Source organism: Vibrio sp. CJQ_6 (assembly GCF_043106745.1).
GTDB lineage: Bacteria > Pseudomonadota > Gammaproteobacteria > Enterobacterales > Vibrionaceae > Vibrio > Vibrio furnissii.
In genome coordinates this window covers 1-18,291 of the sequence record NZ_JBICMV010000021.1, presented here as the reverse complement: position 1 = coordinate 18,291, position 18,291 = coordinate 1, and the positions used below count along the sequence as shown (strand labels likewise).

Annotated in this window: 10 protein-coding genes and 1 pseudogene; all 11 read left to right on the top strand. The window is 46.9% G+C overall.

Annotation, left to right across the window (positions count from 1 at the left end):
- The first annotated feature begins 43 nt into the window (after positions 1-43).
- The 11 genes and pseudogenes from ACF8PK_RS10895 to ACF8PK_RS10845 all read left to right on the top strand — a co-directional run bounded on the left by ACF8PK_RS10895 (position 44) and on the right by ACF8PK_RS10845 (position 18,212).
- Positions 44-2,497 (top strand): glycogen/starch/alpha-glucan phosphorylase, encoded by a 2,454-nt coding sequence (locus ACF8PK_RS10895; RefSeq protein WP_004727366.1) that lies wholly within the window; start codon positions 44-46, stop codon positions 2,495-2,497.
- Between the two features lie 107 nt (positions 2,498-2,604).
- Positions 2,605-4,785, top strand: a complete 2,181-nt coding sequence (gene malQ / locus ACF8PK_RS10890) for a 4-alpha-glucanotransferase (protein WP_014257880.1) — start codon at positions 2,605-2,607, stop codon at positions 4,783-4,785.
- 164 nt (positions 4,786-4,949) lie between these two features.
- Complete coding sequence (glgB, locus tag ACF8PK_RS10885) at positions 4,950-7,139, top strand: 1,4-alpha-glucan branching protein GlgB (RefSeq protein WP_055465409.1); 2,190 nt, start codon at positions 4,950-4,952, stop codon at positions 7,137-7,139.
- 293 nt (positions 7,140-7,432) lie between these two features.
- Entirely contained in the window at positions 7,433-7,951 is a 519-nt protein-coding gene (gene hcp-2, locus ACF8PK_RS10880) for a type VI secretion system effector Hcp-2 (protein ID WP_004726027.1), read from the top strand.
- Between the two features lie 151 nt (positions 7,952-8,102).
- Positions 8,103-10,205, top strand: a complete 2,103-nt coding sequence (locus ACF8PK_RS10875; protein WP_392441255.1) for a type VI secretion system Vgr family protein — start codon at positions 8,103-8,105, stop codon at positions 10,203-10,205.
- Positions 10,205-11,008: a DUF4123 domain-containing protein gene (locus tag ACF8PK_RS10870; protein ID WP_392441253.1), complete on the top strand. Its 804-nt coding sequence runs from the start codon at positions 10,205-10,207 to the stop codon at positions 11,006-11,008. The genes ACF8PK_RS10875 and ACF8PK_RS10870 overlap by 1 nt, the downstream gene beginning before the upstream one ends.
- Complete coding sequence (locus ACF8PK_RS10865; protein ID WP_392441251.1) at positions 10,998-14,528, top strand: hypothetical protein; 3,531 nt, start codon at positions 10,998-11,000, stop codon at positions 14,526-14,528. The genes ACF8PK_RS10870 and ACF8PK_RS10865 overlap by 11 nt, the downstream gene beginning before the upstream one ends.
- A gap of 37 nt (positions 14,529-14,565) precedes the next feature.
- Complete coding sequence (locus tag ACF8PK_RS10860; protein ID WP_392441250.1) at positions 14,566-15,510, top strand: hypothetical protein; 945 nt, start codon at positions 14,566-14,568, stop codon at positions 15,508-15,510.
- A 163-nt stretch (positions 15,511-15,673) separates the two neighbouring features.
- A pseudogene (locus ACF8PK_RS10855) lies at positions 15,674-16,009 on the top strand (hypothetical protein); the annotation flags it as partial.
- Positions 15,993-17,099 carry a sel1 repeat family protein gene (locus ACF8PK_RS10850; RefSeq protein ID WP_392441247.1) on the top strand — a complete coding sequence of 369 codons (1,107 nt, stop codon included), beginning with the start codon at positions 15,993-15,995 and terminating at the stop codon, positions 17,097-17,099. The pseudogene ACF8PK_RS10855 and the gene ACF8PK_RS10850, both read left to right, overlap by 17 nt.
- Before the next feature lie 6 nt (positions 17,100-17,105).
- Positions 17,106-18,212 carry a sel1 repeat family protein gene (locus ACF8PK_RS10845; protein ID WP_392441245.1) on the top strand — a complete coding sequence of 369 codons (1,107 nt, stop codon included), beginning with the start codon at positions 17,106-17,108 and terminating at the stop codon, positions 18,210-18,212.
- Positions 18,213-18,291 lie beyond the last annotated feature (79 nt).

Genomic DNA, 18,291 nt, shown 5'->3' with positions numbered 1-18,291 from the left:
GATATGTCGCAGATGGATTAGAACCGAAAAGTGAGATTTCTCAATGAAACCTACTCAACAAAAAAGTTTTGATAAAGCTTTGTTCCAAGAAAACGTAAAACGCCACCTGACTGCAACCTATGCCACCACGATTGAGCACGCATCGAGCCGCGCTTGGTATTTGGCGATGGGCCGCGCATTGGCAGAATTAACCACGTTTGACCTGCTGCAAACCGAGCAGGACGAGCGCATCGTGAACGCGAAAAGCCTGAACTACTTGTCACTGGAATTTCTGATTGGCCGTCTGACAGGCAACAACCTGATCAGCATGGGTCTGTACGAAGAGATTTCAGCAGCGATGACCGAACTGGGTCAAAGCCTGACTGATCTGCTGGAAGAAGAGCGCGACCCGTCATTGGGTAACGGCGGTCTGGGTCGTCTGGCTGCATGTTTTATGGATTCTTGTGCTGCACAAGAATACCCAACGGTCGGTTACGGCCTGCACTATGAATACGGTCTGTTCAAACAGTCATTTGATGAAGGCCACCAAAAAGAAGCACCAGACGCATGGCGTGGTGTCGAAGGTTACCCTTGGGAAGTCGCTCGTCCTGAATTGAAACAGGAAATCGGTTTCTACGGCCACGTGGATGTGTACCAAGACAACGGCAAAGAAAAACGCCGCTGGGTACCGGGCATGATGGTTCAAGCCATGCCGTGGGACTTACCGATTGTTGGCTACCAAAGCGAAACGGTTTACCCGCTGCGTCTTTGGGAATGTCGTGCAATTGCGCCTTTCTCTCTAGAAAGCTTCAACAACGGTAACTACTTTGAAGCGCAGCACGCGTTGATTGACGCGGGCAACATCACCAAAGTGCTGTACCCGAACGACAACCACGAAAAAGGTAAGACACTGCGCTTGATGCAGCAGTACTTCCACAGTGCCGCGTCGATTCGCGACATTCTGCGTCGCCATGAAGCAGCAGGTTTCACACTGGCAGACTTGCCAAAGCAAGAAACCATTCAGCTCAACGACACGCACCCAACCATCGCGATTCCTGAGTTGATGCGCATTTTGATCGATGAACGCGATCTGTCATGGGATGCCGCGTGGGCGATCTGTTCAAAAACTTTCGCTTACACCAACCACACCTTGTTGCCAGAAGCTCTGGAAACATGGAGCGAGTCTCTGATTCAGCGTCTGCTGCCGCGTCACATGGAAATCATCTACGAGATCAACCACCGCTTCCTGCAAGAAGTGCGTGCGAAATGGCCGGGTGATGTGGCGAAACAGCAAAAATTGTCGATCATCCAAGAAGGTTTCCACCGCATGGTACGCATGGCGAACATGTGTGTGATTGGCTCTTACGCGGTGAACGGCGTTGCGGCGCTGCACTCTGAGTTGGTGAAACGCGATCTGTTCCCTGAGTTCAATGAACTGTATCCGGGCCGTTTGCAAAACGTGACCAACGGCATTACGCCGCGTCGCTGGTTGAAATTCTGTAACCCAGGCTTGTCTGCGCTGATCACCGATAAAATTGGTGACCAATGGCCGGCAGATCTGGATCAACTGGAGTCGATTGCTCAGTTCGCTGACGACAAAGCATTCCAGAAGCAATTCATGGCTGTGAAGAAAGAGAACAAACAGCGTTTGGCGGATTGGGTGCAAGAGAACATGGGCATCGAACTCGATACCAATGCGATCTTTGACGTCCAAATCAAGCGTCTGCACGAGTACAAACGTCAGCACCTGAACATGCTGCACATTCTGTCGCTGTACCACCGCTTGCTGAACGATCCAAGCTTTGACATGCATCCTCGCGTGGTGTTCTTCGCTGCGAAAGCGGCACCGGGTTACCACCTAGCGAAAGAGATCATCTACGCCATCAACAAGATTGCCGAGAAAGTGAATAACGATCCGCGCATCAACAACAAGTTGAAAGTGGTGTTTGTGCCGGATTACCGCGTCAGCATGGCTGAAATCATCATTCCAGCGGCGGATGTGTCTGAGCAAATCTCGACTGCAGGTAAAGAAGCATCGGGTACCGGCAACATGAAGATGGCGCTGAACGGTGCATTGACCATCGGCACCATGGACGGCGCGAACGTTGAAATTCGTGAAGAAGTGGGCGACGACAACATCTACATCTTCGGTTTGGAAGTGGATGGCGTGGAATCACTCAAAGCCAACGGTTACAACCCGTACGACTTCTACCACGCGGATCCGCTGCTGAAAGCGTCGCTGGATCTGCTGGTGGGCGACGAGTTTACGCCGGGTGCACCGGGCAAACTGCGCGCAACCTACGACAGCTTGCTTGATGGCGGCGACCCGTACTTGGTTCTGGCGGACTTCGCGTCTTATGTGGCGGCTCACGAAGCGATTGACCAGCAATACCGCGACCAAGCGGGCTGGGCGAAGAAAGCCATTCTCAATACCGCGCTGGTCGGCAAATTCAGCTCAGACCGCAGTATTCGGGATTACGTCAATAACATCTGGAAACTGGAAGCGGTGAAACGCTAAATCAGCCCAAAAAACAGCCAAGGCCCGTGCCTTGGCTGTGTCACAACCATATTAATTACAACACCCTACATGTTTTGAAGGGGAGAGTTGTCCCTTCGGAGAGAGCGATGAAAGAACAAAATGCATTAAAGCAAGTCGCAGCGATGGCAAAGATTGCCGATCACTATGTGAGCGCATGGGGCGATGAAGCGCGCGTTGAAGACGACACTATCCGTCGTCTTTTGGCGTCTTTGGGGTATGACATCACCAATGATGACACCTTACTGAAATCGGCAGAGAAAAAGCACAAGAAAGACGTGTTGGATCCTGTTCTGGTGATTCGTGAAGGTGAAGCGGTGGAAGTTCCGCTCTATCTGGGCGTGAGCGCACGCGAAAGCGAATTTAACTGGCGTCTTGAAACCGAGCAAGGAGAGGTACTTGAAGGCTATCTTCAATCTCAAATCGTTCGAGACGAGCGTGCCGAGGGTGGCCCTCTAGTGTTTGCCCTGCCAAGCGATTTGGCGTGGGGCTACCATACGTTGCACATCACACGTAAACGTCGCAAAGCGCCATATGAAATGACGCTGATCATCACGCCGCCGGCCTGCTTTAAGCAACCCGCTCTGGAACAAAGCAAAAAACTGTGGGGCCCAAGTGTACAGCTGTACACGCTACGCACTCAGCATAACTGGGGTATTGGTGACTTTGGCGACTTGAAACAACTGGTTGCCGACATCGCATCGCGCGGTGGCGATTTTGTGGGTCTTAACCCCATCCATTCCCTGTTCCCAGCCAATCCGGAAGGCGCGAGCCCATACAGCCCGTCGTCTCGCCGTTGGTTGAACATTCTTTACATCGATGTGAGCTCTGTGCCGGAATTTGCGCTGAGCGGTGAAGCGCAGCAACGCGTCGGTAGCCCTGACTTCCAGCAACGTCTGCAAAAAGTGCGCGAAGAGCACTGGGTGAATTACACCGAAGTGGCGCAAATGAAGATGAGCGTATTGCCGCTACTGTTTGCGGAGTTTAAGACACGCCATCTCGATAAAAATACCGATCGCGCCAACGCGTTCCTCAACTTTGTTGAAGAGGGCGGTGAGAGCTTGTTGCATCAAGCAACATTTGATGCGCTGCATGCTGATCTACATGCCAAAGACAGCCAAGTGTGGGGCTGGCCGGTATTCCCTGAGAAATATCGCCGTTTTGACAGCCCTGCCGTGCAGAAATACATTGAAGAGAACCAAGACAGCGTGCATCTCTACATGTACCTGCAATGGATTGCGGACACGCAAATCAATGAAGCACAAGCGCTGGCGGAAGAGAAAGGCATGTCTGTTGGCTTGTACCGTGACTTAGCGGTGGGCGTGTCGGATTCAGGTTCCGAAACGTGGGCGGATGAAGGCAACTTGATCCTCGATGCCAGCATTGGCGCGCCGCCAGACATTCTGGGCCCACTGGGTCAGAACTGGGGGCTGCCACCGCTGAACCCGCAAGTGCTGCAAGCCACGGCGTACGATGCGTACATCAAGCTACTGCGTGCCAACATGAAACATTGCGGCGCGCTGCGTATTGACCACGTTCTGGGTCTGCTGCGTTTATGGTGGATTCCTAAGGGCGAAAACGCGACCAAAGGCGCGTACATCTACTACCCAGTGAAAGATATGCTGGCGATTTTGGCGCTGGAATCTCACCGTCATCAGTGCAGCGTGATCGGCGAAGACTTGGGCACCGTGCCGGATGAAATCGTTGAACTGCTGCGTGATGCAGGCGTGCATTCGTACAAAGTGTTCTTCTTTGAAACGTCAAAAGATGATGGCGGCTTCATTTCGCCGAAGCATTACGCTGAGCAATCTATGGCAGCGCTGTGTACGCATGACATGCCGACGCTGCGTGGTTTCTGGCATTGCGACGACCTGAAATTGGGCGGTGAAATTGGTCTGTATCCAGACGCAGAGCAATTGGCGGCGCTGTTTGACGATCGCCTGAAGTGCAAGCAAGGCATTTTGGATTCAGTGGCATGGCACGGTTTCTTGCCTGACGGCGTTGGCCGTGATGCCAGCCTCGTCCCGATGGATTCCTACCTCAGCGAAGCGCTGCAACTGCATGTTGCGGCAGGTGCTTCAGCATTGCTGAGTGTTCAGCTTGAAGATTGGTTGGAAATGGATAAACCGGTCAACATTCCGGGCACGGTCAATGAGTACCCGAACTGGCGCCGTAAGTTGTCTATGAATCTGGATGAGATTTTCGCCCGTGACGACGTGAACCGCATTGCGTCGAAACTGACGGAAGTCCGTGCGAAAGCGAGCCGATAAGATTGACGGAGTGATTTAGCATTTTCTCATGAATTACAACGAGAAGTTGAGCTTAGGTCACTCCAAGTCAAACATGAGTTCGATAAGATGGTTTAACGCTAGCAAGCCCGCACTTTAGCGGGCCTTTTTTTCTTTTTAGTGAGTTAAGGTTAGGAGTCGATATATTGAAAACGACAAAAAAGAAGCCGTCCAAACAGCAACAGGCCTATCTACAACTTTCCCGTGCCGCGTTTGCTGATCCCTTCGCTTTTTTAGGTCCTTATATAACGGGTGAACACGACGCGTTGCGTGTTTGGATGCCCGGTGCTGACGGCGTTGAGCTGGTGATTGACGGCGAACCCCGAATCGCGCTGGCGCGCGAAGATGAGTCTGGATTTGTTCTCAAATCATCCCGTGACCTTCGTTTTACTCATTATCAACTAGCGGTGAATTGGGCGGGTGTTGAGCAGCTCATTGATGACCCGTACCAATATCATTCGATTTATGCTGAGTTTGATGATCTGCACACTCCTAAGCAGATGTATCATTTCCTAGGGTCGCATTTCACGACACAAGAACGTGATGGCAAACAGATTACCGGGGTTCGCTTTTTAGTTTATGCGCCGCACGCGTCATCGTGCAGCGTGATTGGTTCGTTTAACCAATGGGATGGTCGCCGCCATCCGATGCAACGTCTGGACTACGGCATCTGGGGCTTGTTTATTCCCGGACTCGAAGCGGGCGCGCAGTACAAATTTGAACTCAAAGGTCCAAACGGTGAAGGCTTGCCTCACAAAGCAGACCCTTGGGGCAGTTATGCCGAGCAATACCCATCGTTCGCCTCCGTGGTTTACGATCACGATGCATATCAATGGCAGGATGCGGTGTGGCAAACTCGCCCGGTGACTGAAAAACGCAAAGAAGCCCTGTCGTTTTATGAGCTACACGCGGGTTCGTGGAAACGCGGCGAAGATGGCCGTTTCCTCAACTATCGTGAATTGGCGGATCAACTGGTGCCTTATTTGGTCGATATGGGTTACACCCATGTGGAGCTGATGCCGGTGTCTGAGCATCCGTTTTACGGCTCTTGGGGTTATCAGCCGGTGGGTTTATTTGCGCCAACCAGTCGCTACGGCACGCCTGATGATTTCAAATACTTCGTCGATGCCTGTCACCAAGCGGGGTTGGGCGTGGTACTTGACTGGGTACCGGCTCATTTCCCATCGGATGACCATGGTTTGGCTAACTTCGATGGCACGCCGCTCTATCACGACCCGGATCCACGCCGAGGCTGGCATCAGGATTGGAATTCCTACATCTATGATTTAGGGCGCGAACACGTGCGCCGTTTCCTCGTTTCCAACGCGCTGTACTGGTTTGAGATGTTCCACATTGATGGCATTCGCGTTGATGCAGTGGCATCGATGCTGTACCTCGATTACTCGCGCAGTCACGATCAGTGGATTCCCAACGTCGATGGCGGCCGTGAGAACTACGATGCGATTGCGACGTTGAAATGGATGAACGAGGAGGTGTACAAATACTTCCCCAATGCGATGACCATTGCCGAAGAATCCACTGCGTTTCCGGGGGTCTCTGCGCCAACCTTTATGGGCGGTTTGGGCTTTGGCTTTAAATGGAACATGGGTTGGATGCACGACAGCCTGTCGTACATTCAGGAAGATCCGGTGCACCGCAAGTATCACCACAATACGCTGACGTTCCCGCTGATTTACGCCTTTAGCGAAAACTACGTTTTGTCGCTATCGCACGATGAAGTGGTGTACGGCAAGCGCTCTCTGATCTACAAAATGCCGGGTGATGAATGGCAGCAAACCGCCAACATGCGTGCTTATTTGGGCTACATGTATGGTCAGCCGGGCAAAAAACTCAACTTTATGGGCGCAGAAATCGCTCAGACGGCGGAGTGGAATCATGACGATCAGCTGCAATGGTTCTTGTTGGACTTTCCTCGTCACAAAGGGGTGCAAAGTCTGGTGCGTGATTTGAACCATCTGTATCGCCATGAAGCGGCATTGCATGAGTTAGATTGCGATCCGAAAGGATTTGAATGGCGTCTGCAAGATTCTGCTGAAGCCAGCGTGATTGCCCATGAACGCTTTAGTGAAAATGGCGAGCGCATTCTGGTGGTCACGAACTTCACGCCTGTACCGCACGAATCGTTCCGCCTTGGCGTTCCGAATACTGGGCGTTATCAGTTGTTGCTTAACAGCGATGCCACTCAGTACGGTGGCAGTGGTTTTGAGGTCAATACGCTGGTGGCGACGGAGAAGGTAGCCAGTGAGGGGCTGCCTCAGTCACTAAAACTGCGTGTGCCGCCTTTGGCCACCTTGATGTATAAGTTGATCGATTAACGTCATCATTCCGCGATTCAAGCCCGATTTTACAATGTAAATCGGGCTTTTTTGTATCGTAGGATCCTTGCCCGACAAGCAAGATCTTGCTTGCATAAAGGCAGTTTGTTGCTCTAATGGCAATGGTTTTAATATAACTGATTGATTTTAATAGAATGCTAAAGTGGCATCGACTTTGCTCCCTTACTCACTGAATTCGCGCTGAGCGCACTTACATCACGAACGTTTTATCGAATGGCAAAGGTTGTCTTAACCCGTTGCCTGATAAACAACCAGTTAGAAAGGAATTAGCAATGCCAACTCCATGTTATATCTCTATCGAAGGTCAAACTCAGGGTCTTATCACTGCAGGCGCTTGTACTGCGGATTCTATCGGCGATTCATTCGTTGAAGGTCATGAAGACGAAATGCTGGTTCAGCAGTTCGACCACATTGTCACCGTACCGACTGACCCACAATCAGGTCAGCCTTCAGGTCAACGTGTGCACAAACCATTCAAATTCACTGTGTCTCTGAACAAAGCCGTTCCTCTGCTGTACAACGCACTGGCTTCAGGCGAGAAGATGACGACTGTTGAACTGAAATGGTACCGCACGTCTATCGAAGGCAAACAAGAAAACTTCTTCACCACCAAGCTGGAAAACGCGTCTATCGTGGATATCCAGTGTGAAATGCCACACTGTCAAGATCCAGCAAAATCTGATTTCACTCAGAACCTGACTGTTTCGATGTCTTACCGCAAAATCACGTGGGATCACGTGAACGCGGGTACTTCAGGCTCAGACGATTGGCGTAAACCAGTCGAAGCGTAATTTACGCGCGAGCTGCGTTGCCCGTCTCAAGGCGGGCAACCTTGTGAACCTTAAGCACAAAGCATCCAACCCGCACCCTAGCATCCGCTCGGTTTCGGGTGTTTTGCGCTTAAGGTTTCACCATTTTTACTGAGTATGAAGGAATGGCAGGATGGCGACGTTAAAGTATCAGTTTCATGTGGAGGGTCTGGAGGACGACACGCTGGTGGTGCGTGGGTTCGACGGGCAGGAAACGCTTTCCAGCGAACGCATGAATGGGCAGCTATGCCACGGTTTTCGTTATGAACTGGAATTGGCCAGCCGGCTTGCCAATTTAACGCCGGAGATGGTGGTGGATCAAGTCGCGGAGCTGACGCTCTATCGCGACGATGTGCTGGTTCAGCGCGTGAACGGCATCGTGCGCCGCTTTACTCAGGGCGATACCGGCCATCACCACACCTTCTATTCACTCACGTTGGTGCCTGCTTTAGAGCGTTTGTCTCTACGCCACAACAGCCGCATCTTTCAACTCAGCACCGTGCCGGAAATCATCTCCATCCTGCTGCAGGAAATGGGCATCAACGATTACGCCTTTGCGCTGACCCGCGACTGCGCGCAGCGTGAATTCTGCGTTCAGTACCGTGAAACCGACTTAGATTTTCTCCATCGTTTAGCGGCCGAAGAAGGGTTGGTGTACAGCTTCATTCATGAAGAAGGCAAACACACGCTGATATTCAGCGACGCCTCCGACAGCCTACCGAAGCTCGGTGAGCCAATCCCGTATAACACGCTGGCAGGCGGCATGATTGAATCGCCCTACATCTCGGCGCTGAGCGTGCACACCCAATCGGAGGTGAGTCAAACGGCGTTGCAGGATTACAGTTTTAAAAAGCCGACATACTCGTTTGCCCAGCAAGCGGTCGGGACCGAAATGGACTACCAGCAACCTGATTACGAACATTTCGATGCACCGGGGCGCTATAAAGACGATGTCAGCGGCAAAGCGTTCAGCCAGATCCGCCTCGATTACCTGCGCCGCAACGCGCACACCGCAACGGGCAAAAGCAATCAACCACTGCTGCGTCCGGGGGTGAAGTTTGACCTGCAAGAGCACCTCGACGACACCCTGAACCGAGATTGGTTGGTGGTGAGTGTCACCAGCCAAGGCACGCAGCCTCAGGCGCTGGAAGAAGCGGGCGGTAATGGCGCGACCACCTACGCGAACCAATTCACATTGATCCCGGCGCATCACACTTGGCGCGCCACACCGCAAGCCAAACCTCAGGTTGATGGCCCGATGATTGCCACAGTTGTAGGCCCAGAAGGCGAAGAGATCTTCTGTGATGAACACGGCCGCGTCAAACTGCATTTCGCGTGGGATCGCTATTCCAACGGTGATGAGCACAGCTCCTGCTGGGTGCGTGTCTCGCAGGGTTGGGCGGGCAGCCAATATGGCATGATCGCTATACCGCGCATCGGCCATGAAGTGATTGTGTCGTTTCTCAATGGCGACCCAGATCAACCGATTGTTACTGGTCGTACCTATCACGCCACCAACACCGCGCCGTATGCGCTGCCGGATAACAAAACCAAAACCGTGCTGCGCACCGAAACCCATCAGGGTCAGGGCTATAACGAACTCAGTTTTGAAGACCAAGCGGGCAGTGAGCAAATTTACCTGCACGCGCAGAAAGACTTTGATGGCCTGATTGAAAACGACCACACGAGCGTCATTAAGCACGACAAACACCTCACGGTGGAGAACGACCGCTTTACTCAGATCAAAAACAATCAGCATCTGACGGTGGGCGGCGAAAGCCGCACCAAAATCGCATTAGATCAAAGCATTGAAATCGGCGGATCGCTGCATCAGAAAGTGGCCGATAAGACCATTTTTGACTCCGGTAACGAAGTACACCTCAAAGCAGGCAACAAGTTGGTCCTCGATGCGGGCAGTGAACTCACCATCAAAGCCGCAGGCAGCTTTATCAAAGTCGATGCTGGCGGCGTGCATGTGGTTGGTTCTGCAATCAACCTCAACTCTGGTGGCAGCGCCGGATCCGGCTCGGGTTATGGCGGTAAAATGGCCGATTTGCCATTTGGATTAGAGGCACTAAGTGCACCAGATGAGATAGATTTTATCTTGCCGACAGCAAGTTTAATCCAGCAAATCATCGCTGATGTAAAAATAGAAATGCCGATCACTCAGGTATGTCAAAAGCGCTCTGATGGCACCTGCCCGTTAAGTGATTGCCCTTGTGGAAACAATAAATAATGTTAGTTCTCGATAGCCATTGTAATGGAGATCCAGTTAACTGGTTCGCACTAGTCAATCATTACCATAATATGCACGCTGAGGTTTATAACAGCATATCTGGGCATTTGGTCGAGCCGTTATATTTATCGACGCCAGTTGAGTCATTACTAGATCGCAGTCCTTTGTTGATTGCATTGTATGAGCAAGATCCAATGGCAAACATTTTACCTAAAGAGCATACACTGTATTTTTCTGCACCACTTAATGTCTCTTTTGATGTTGCCTTAGCTCAACTAAGGAATCGATTACATATTCAATTCTCAGGTAATCGAAGAGGGCTGTTTCATTATTATTTTCCTTCGGTGGCAAGTTATTTTTTTGAGCGTTCAGATACGATCGATACTGGCAAATGGTTGGGATGTTTCAGCAGCCTTTATTTTTATCGTCAAACATGCAGTGATTTAGCGAACTGGAGCAAAGTCGTTGGTGAGGGGGGGAAGTTTGTTTTAAACCTTTGGCTTCTTACAGAATCTCAGGAAAATGCGCTCAATGATAAATATCATGAAAATGAGATCGCGCAGTGGGCTACAGAAAACAATATTAAAGAGTTGAATTGGCAGAAACAGAAAATGGTTCATTTATTCTGCTCACAACACCAGATAACAGAGCCTCAAATTTTTTCTCGATTACGCCATTTAATACAGCGCTATGATGTCGCCCTCAATGATCTTAATTTTCATTCGAAATCGCATCAAACATCAGAAAATATTGTCGAACACATAGAACACTTAATGTCTAGGGAGAATGCATATGCCTACTAAGTTTGCTTCAAGTCCGAGCTGTGATGGTAAAAAGTTTTTTATTGAAGTAACGGGTATACAACATGGCTCCGAACAAGAATTTGAGTTTTATGACTTAACTGATATGTCACAGCAGGCCGCTCTAGAAGCGAAAAAGAGTATTGATCCTGAACTTGATGAAAGTACGGTATACAGTTGGGATTGGTGTGATGAGAGTGCCAATCGAAATGTTTGGCTGAAAATTGAAGCGGAAGGTGAACCAATCAAATTACCGCTTTTTCAAAATGTAGCAGACATACCAAGAAAGAAAGACGAGCAAGATTATTTGGTACATGCAGTTTTACCTTTAACGCTTTTACCTACTTATCAATCATCGTTAACCTATAAAGACAGGATTGCTCCTGCTCGAGCCGGTTTTATTTATATCTTTTACAACCATAAAGTATGGCGTGAAATTCAAATTAGCCCAGAAGATAGCGGTGATTACTCTCTTAAAGATGTCCATCTTTACCAATATCGTACTGGGAGAGATAAACCGTTTAAAGATGAAGCTCGAATCGCAACTGGCGTGGCGCTAAAAGAGATTTGGATACCGGCTAAAGAGAATAACAACGGTACACGGATCCATCTTGCCTTTTCAGAAGTTCAGTGGAGTGCACAATATCTTAATTATCTTGAGGCGAATCAAAACGAGTTAGTTCAACGAGCTGTTGCATTTCATCAGTTGAATGTGGATAGCAATGTCGATGTATTGAAAGCTAGCTTACTTCCGGCAATGCGAGTAAGAGCACCGGAGTTGGAGTTGTTTCTCGCTGAGCCTAGTAATCTCAACCGTGATCTCTCTGGGGAGTGGGTAACACGCACTTACCAAACCATCAAAGAGGACATATTATCCGCTAATGAAGATGGTGATAAGGCGGTACAGGTTTTTAAATATTCTCAACCTTATCGATATGAATACGCTATTAAGCAAGCCGCATTGATTGACATCATCAACTCAGATCCAAAACAAGCTAAGCTGTGGACTATTGGTGACTCGAAAGATTTTTTAGAAGACGCGAAAAAGCGTCATCTGAGAGCAATTGTATTGGACGATCCTCTGTTTGACTTAAGACATCACGCTTTTCTTACTCAATCTGCTGTTGGGTATTTACAGCAAGTCTATATCGATATGAGTCAGCAAAAGTACTATCGCAGTGCAGAGCTAGTGCAAAAGTTGGTGGTTCCAGCCAAGTTCGGACAACAAGAAAATCCTTATTATCAATATCGTAATGACATAGACAATTACTATGGAGGCGTTTTCCATAGAACATTACGTACCACTGAACGACAGTTTTGTTGCCAAGATGTAAAGGTATTGCAAGAGAAACTCCAATTGCAGGTGAACCAGAAGAGATTGGCTCAAGTGCTGCGTGATATCAGTTCAATGAACGATATTAACGCATCGGCTGCGCATGTGATTGTTGGCTATGCGCTGAGTGCTCTGAGTGTGAATATTGATAAATTGGATCAAATGTCAAACCCTGAAAACGACGTTCGTTCGCCTTATTTAGAAACCGCTAGACAAATCCTCTCTCCAAAAGATAACCATCATTTGCACCGAATATTATTTCCAGAAGAAGGTACGATAAATTTGGAGCAAGCTAGCTATAGCGCACCACCGCCATTTAACTCGGGATCTGGATTTGCAACGCTTGAATCATTAGCTTTGTGGTCGAAAGAGGAGATGCTCATTCAAGATGAGCAGTTACAAGTGATGGATCTGGCTTTTATGTCGCCTTCCAATAGCAACCAGGAAAAGGCTTTTAACCTTGAACGGCGTATTGCCGGTATCATGAATGATATTTTAAAGGGTTACTTTGATACGTTGCTGAGCCTAAGCCAAGATCTCATCAGTGAAGCGAAAGTGATCCAATTTAACGCCGCTTATGCCCCTGTACTCGGTTTAATGAAAGCCTCTAATGCCAAAATGTGGGGTGATATCACTTATGTACCCGTCAGTGGTTCAGAGTTGAAAGGTATTGTCGTTGGTGTACACGGTCATGGTTTGAGCTATGGGCTAAGCGCTGCTGATCGTGAATTTGTCGACTCGAAAAAGAAATCAGCGTTTGGTCGTTTGTATGATCGTTCGGGTAAATTGGTGGTATCGACCAATAAAAATGCTTTTAGCTCCAGTGATCTGATTTCAGAAAGTCGAGGTTCAGTCGGGGCTAAATCACCACTTAAAGTGGTGGTGGTCTCTCAAGAAAGCCGCATGGCGGCGGCCCTCAATCAAGCGAATACGCAAAGAGCGCTACGCGATATGAATCGTACGGATCTCAACGTCAGTAATGCTTATGAAAAATTCAGAATTCCTTACTTTATTGCTGTAGTGGAATTGATTAACCTGAAAATTAATCAGCAGCATTTTGAGAAAGCGTTTAAGCGCACAGATACTCTCTACTCTTCTGCTAACGCGCTAAGTATTGTTCTGGATCTTGGTATCGCCATTACCCATGCTTCAAATCTTTATACGAGAAATGCCTCTGGTTTGGCGACAGCCTCACATAAAACCGCAATTGTTATGCCTGATTTCCTTGTGAAAAAAATGACGTTTAGAAATGATAAGGTGCGTTTGGTTTCCAGCATCAGTCGATTAGGTGTCATAAGTATTGCTGCTGGTTTTTTAACTGCGGGTATTGCTGGTTGGGATGCGATGCGCCGTTGGCAAGAAAATGATCTTGATGCCAGTGTTGCGATGGGGATGGTGGCGATAGGGACGCTGACCACCACGGTTGCAACAGGTTTTTTTACCACCAGCGCTCCGGTGTTATTTGGTATGGGACCGGTGGCATGGTTAGGGATTGGGTTGTCTGTTGCAGGTTTCGCGCTCTACATGTTTTGGAAAGATATCCCAATGGAGGCGTGGCTGAAAAATGGCCCGTTTGGTCAGTCACCCTCGGCGACTTACGCACATTTGCAAGACCCGACGACGGCGTTTGAGCGGTTTATTGGGTTGATTTTCAATCTATCGGTTAAAGCGTACCGATTAGGCGCACAGACCGAATTCTCCGAAGCGTTTACTCAGCAGATGCAAGCATTAGGTGCTACCCATGTTATCCATGTCAACACCAATTTAGCGGCGTTACTCAATGCTCAATCGGTCACGGTTGAGTTTTATGCTCGACAAGCGATTGAAAAAAAGACCATAACAAGTAGCCGAACAGGTTCAAGGGAAAGCAGTGAACTGATTAACTTAGGCTCGCACAATGTCGCTGTTATCCATCAAGAGCAGCGTAATGAAGGTACTGCCTATTTTGTTAAATATGATTTAACCGTACCAGAATACAGTACCGATTTTAGCCTGCTGATGATGCGTTCATATCAGTACAGCTACCAGCCCGTTTTTGTGCTCAGAACCAAGCTGCACGTTGAACAGGCTTGCTTTCCGACATTAGCATTAGAAGAGCGTGATGATTCGCGCGCTGTGAATGTGGTTCCAACGTTTGCTTTAGATAACAACAGTGATCAAGATTGGGCGCAAAATACCGTATTGGCGTAAAGCGTAGCATCGGTCATCAAAAACATTAGGAATGATAATGGCTTATAACTCAGAGCAATTAACCCTCCAGTCGCCTAAAGAAGCGCAAGGTTTTTTACGGCGTGTCTTAACCAAAGGGCAGGTATTTCCTTTTACGAAAGCCAATGAGACCATTGCTCTCTCTTTAGCTGGGGAAATTACACCTTCGTATATCAAAGAGACTGAAAAGGAGGATAAGCTCTCTTATTGGGATGAAAATTCTCTAGAGAGTGAAACTTTTTCGAATTGGACTCAGTTGTACTTATTTATTGTAGGTTTAGCAAAAATGTCGCTAGTGGTTATCTTACCGCTTCTCTACCTGATCATGATTTCTGGCATGATATTTGGCCCGTATGGATGGAAAGATTGGTCTGGCGATTTTGGCACTGTTACTTTGTATACAACACTTCCTTGTTTACTTATTTATGGTCATTTTAAGTTGGTTAGTGCTGGGCTTCTTTTTTTGGCCCCCTTTTTAAAAAGTAAACGAGTGTATAGCCTTAATCGCCAAACTGGCATGGTGACGCTGTTTAAAAAAGGCAATAAAGAGCGTTTTAGTCATCCATTTATTGAGTTTGATTGTGTGCTGATGTCCGCCCCTAGTCCACAAGGGCACTTAAATTACAACCTGATGTTGGTGCATCGATACCATGATTATTCCGTTGGAGTACCGATTGGCAACCTGATCGGCAGTAATGAGAGGGTAGCAGAGTATTATCGGTTGTGGAATATGATCCAACGTTATATGGATATCAGCCAACCCATGCCCGATATTTTAGTGCTTGAGCCTGCACGTGAAAGAGACCCAACCACTGCCGCCTATGATAAGCAGACTGGACGCAATCCGCGATACTGGCGTGATATGAGTGATGAAGAATATCAGCAAACCCTGAAAAAAATCGCAGAGCAGCAAAAAAATCAGCCAGATAGTGGCCCAGCATTGAATGTTTTTTCACCATCTTAGTATGGATACTGCCTTTATCTAAACGAGGCCGATTAATTATAATTTGTATGGTTTGTGCAGTATGAGCAAATAAGTTTCCCCTAGCGCCGCATTGCGGCGCTTTTGCTTCCTCTGATTTGCACTTACACTAACTGCGTCAAACTGTAAACTTCCCCTAAAATAGTGGCAAACCTATCAATCCCAGTGGCTAAGATTGGCAAGGTTTGTGAAAGCGTCTGATTTAAGTGGTGAGAATAAGTTAATTTCTCGGAAGTTTGATGAGGTTAGTGAGAAACTTTGTAAGAATATGGTGCTAACTCGTTATGATGAGTCATTCCAGAGCGGCCTGTTGGCTGGAATTAAAAAGCCAACCCAGTATTTTGCTTACCCGATCGGTCTTGTGCAAAATCCGGTGGTCGGTCAAAAATTGCAAATATGGCTAGAAACAGAGTCACAAAGTGAGCTAGTGAAAAAGAACGAAACTATTATCAATTGGAGTATCCATGAAGCCTTATCCTAATCGACTTACCCAGTTTGTCTTGCTGCTGAGCATTATGATTGGGTTGGTGGGATGCAAGCCTAACCCACAAGACGATATTGCCCTATTTCAGCCATTTATTACTGAAAATATTAATAAAAAACCAGCTGATCCTTATATCTCGAGCACCGTAAAACCGGGAGATAAGATGTATGACATATTGGTCAATATTCAGCATGGAAAATGGAGTGTAGCAAAGAGTGGATTACTTGTTCTAATCGAAGAAGGTAATTCTGATGCTATGTTGTGGTACGCAAAAATGATACTTTTAGATAATTATAAGAGACGTGAAATTACCAATTTAATTTTTAAATCATTAGCCTTGGGCAATCCATACGCAGCTTTAGCTATTTCAAAAAATAGCCTTGCTTGTGCTTATTTAGGGTCAGGTTCATTAGATAGTCAGGTTGCTCAATCCTTAGGAATTAGTGATCCAAATTCAGCTCGACTTTGCACAGACGATAATTTTAAAAAAGCCATCGAACTTTTTAAACCTCTCGCTGCGCAAGGGGATCTGCGTGCTCAATATTTTCTACTACAACAGCAAGAGTTAGAGAAATCGAAGGAGACTCGGGCTCAGTATATTCAAGAGGTGATTCGCTTTTCTCAAAATCATTATTACCAACCCTTAATGGACTATGTAAATACTATTTTAATTTATTCGCCGAGTAAAAATAAGTCTGAAGCCAAAACTGTAGAACAGTACCAATTAGCCATCGATTTGTTAACAATTGCTGCCAATAATAATTATATACCTGCTATATATAAATTATCTTCTTTGTTAAAAGATACAGCACAGGAAGAAAGTGAGAGATTAATAAATATAGCTTTAAAATTGGGATCTACAAAGACGGTAGAATATAAATATCTTTATTCTGAAAAAGAATCTGAAGAGAAATACTTCTATAATGCTCTTTATAAAGGCTTGTCAGGGAAATATGCTTTTGATGTTCATACCTTAAATGAGGAAGAAAAGGCTAAGGTAAATGAAAAAGTTAAGTTATTTATGAAAGATATAACACCAATGGTATACATAGATGGTTTTACTAGCCGTGATGATTGGGTGGACTGACAAGATATGCCCATGAAGTTTTTTCAATCGGCCCGTTTTGTCTTGCTGATTAGCTTTATAGTTGGGCTGGTTGCTTGCAAGCCTAACCCACAAGACGATATCGCCCTGTTTCAGCCATTTATTACTGAAAATATTAATAAAAAATCTGATGACCCTTATATCTCGAGCACCGTAAAGCCGGGAGATAAGATGTATGAGATATTAGTCAACATTCAGCATGGTCAATGGGATGTCGCAGAAGGTGGCTTATTAAGCTTGATAGACGAAGGCAATCCAGATGCCATGTTATGGTACGCTCGTATGTTGCTGTTAGATAACTACAAGAGACGCGAAGTTACTAACTTAATCTTTAAGTCGTTAACCTTGGGCAATCCATACGCAGCTTTAGCCATCGCAAAAAATAGTCACGCTTGTGCCTATTTGGGCACTGGTTCATTAGATAGTCAGGTTGCTCAATCCTTAGGAATTCGTGATCCAAATTCAGCTCAACTTTGCACAGACGATAATTTTCAAAAAGCCATCGAGCTTTTTAAAACTCTCGCTGCGCAAGGGGATCTGCGAGCCCAGTATTTTTTACTAAAACAGCAAGAGTTAGACCAATCGAAAGAGACTCGAGCTCAGTATATTCAAGAGGTGATTCGCTTTTCTCAAAATCATTATTACCAACCCTTAATGGACTACGTAAATACCATTTTAATTTATTCGCCGAGTAAAAATAAGTCTGAAGCCAAAACCGTGGAGCAGTACCAGTTAGCCATCGATTTGTTAACAATTGCCGCCGATAATAATTATATACCTGCCATAAATAAATTATCCTTCTTGTTAGAAGATGCAGCACAGGAAGAGAGTGAGAGATTAATAAATATAGCTTTAAAGCTGGGTTCTACAAGCACAGTGAAATATAAATACCATCGTTCTAATGAAGGCAGTGAAGATGAATACTTCTATAATGCGCTCTATAAAGGCTTGTCAGGGAAATATGCTTTTGATGTTCATACCTTAAATGAAGAAGAAAAGGCTAAGGTAAATGAAAAAGTTAAGTTATTTATGAAAGATATAACACCAATGGTATACATAGATGGTTTTACTAGCCGTAATGACTGGGTGGATTAAATTGTTATAGAGCTTTCAACTATATTCAATTTTCTAGATATTCGTGTTTAGGAACGGTTATGGTCACAACACGATATGC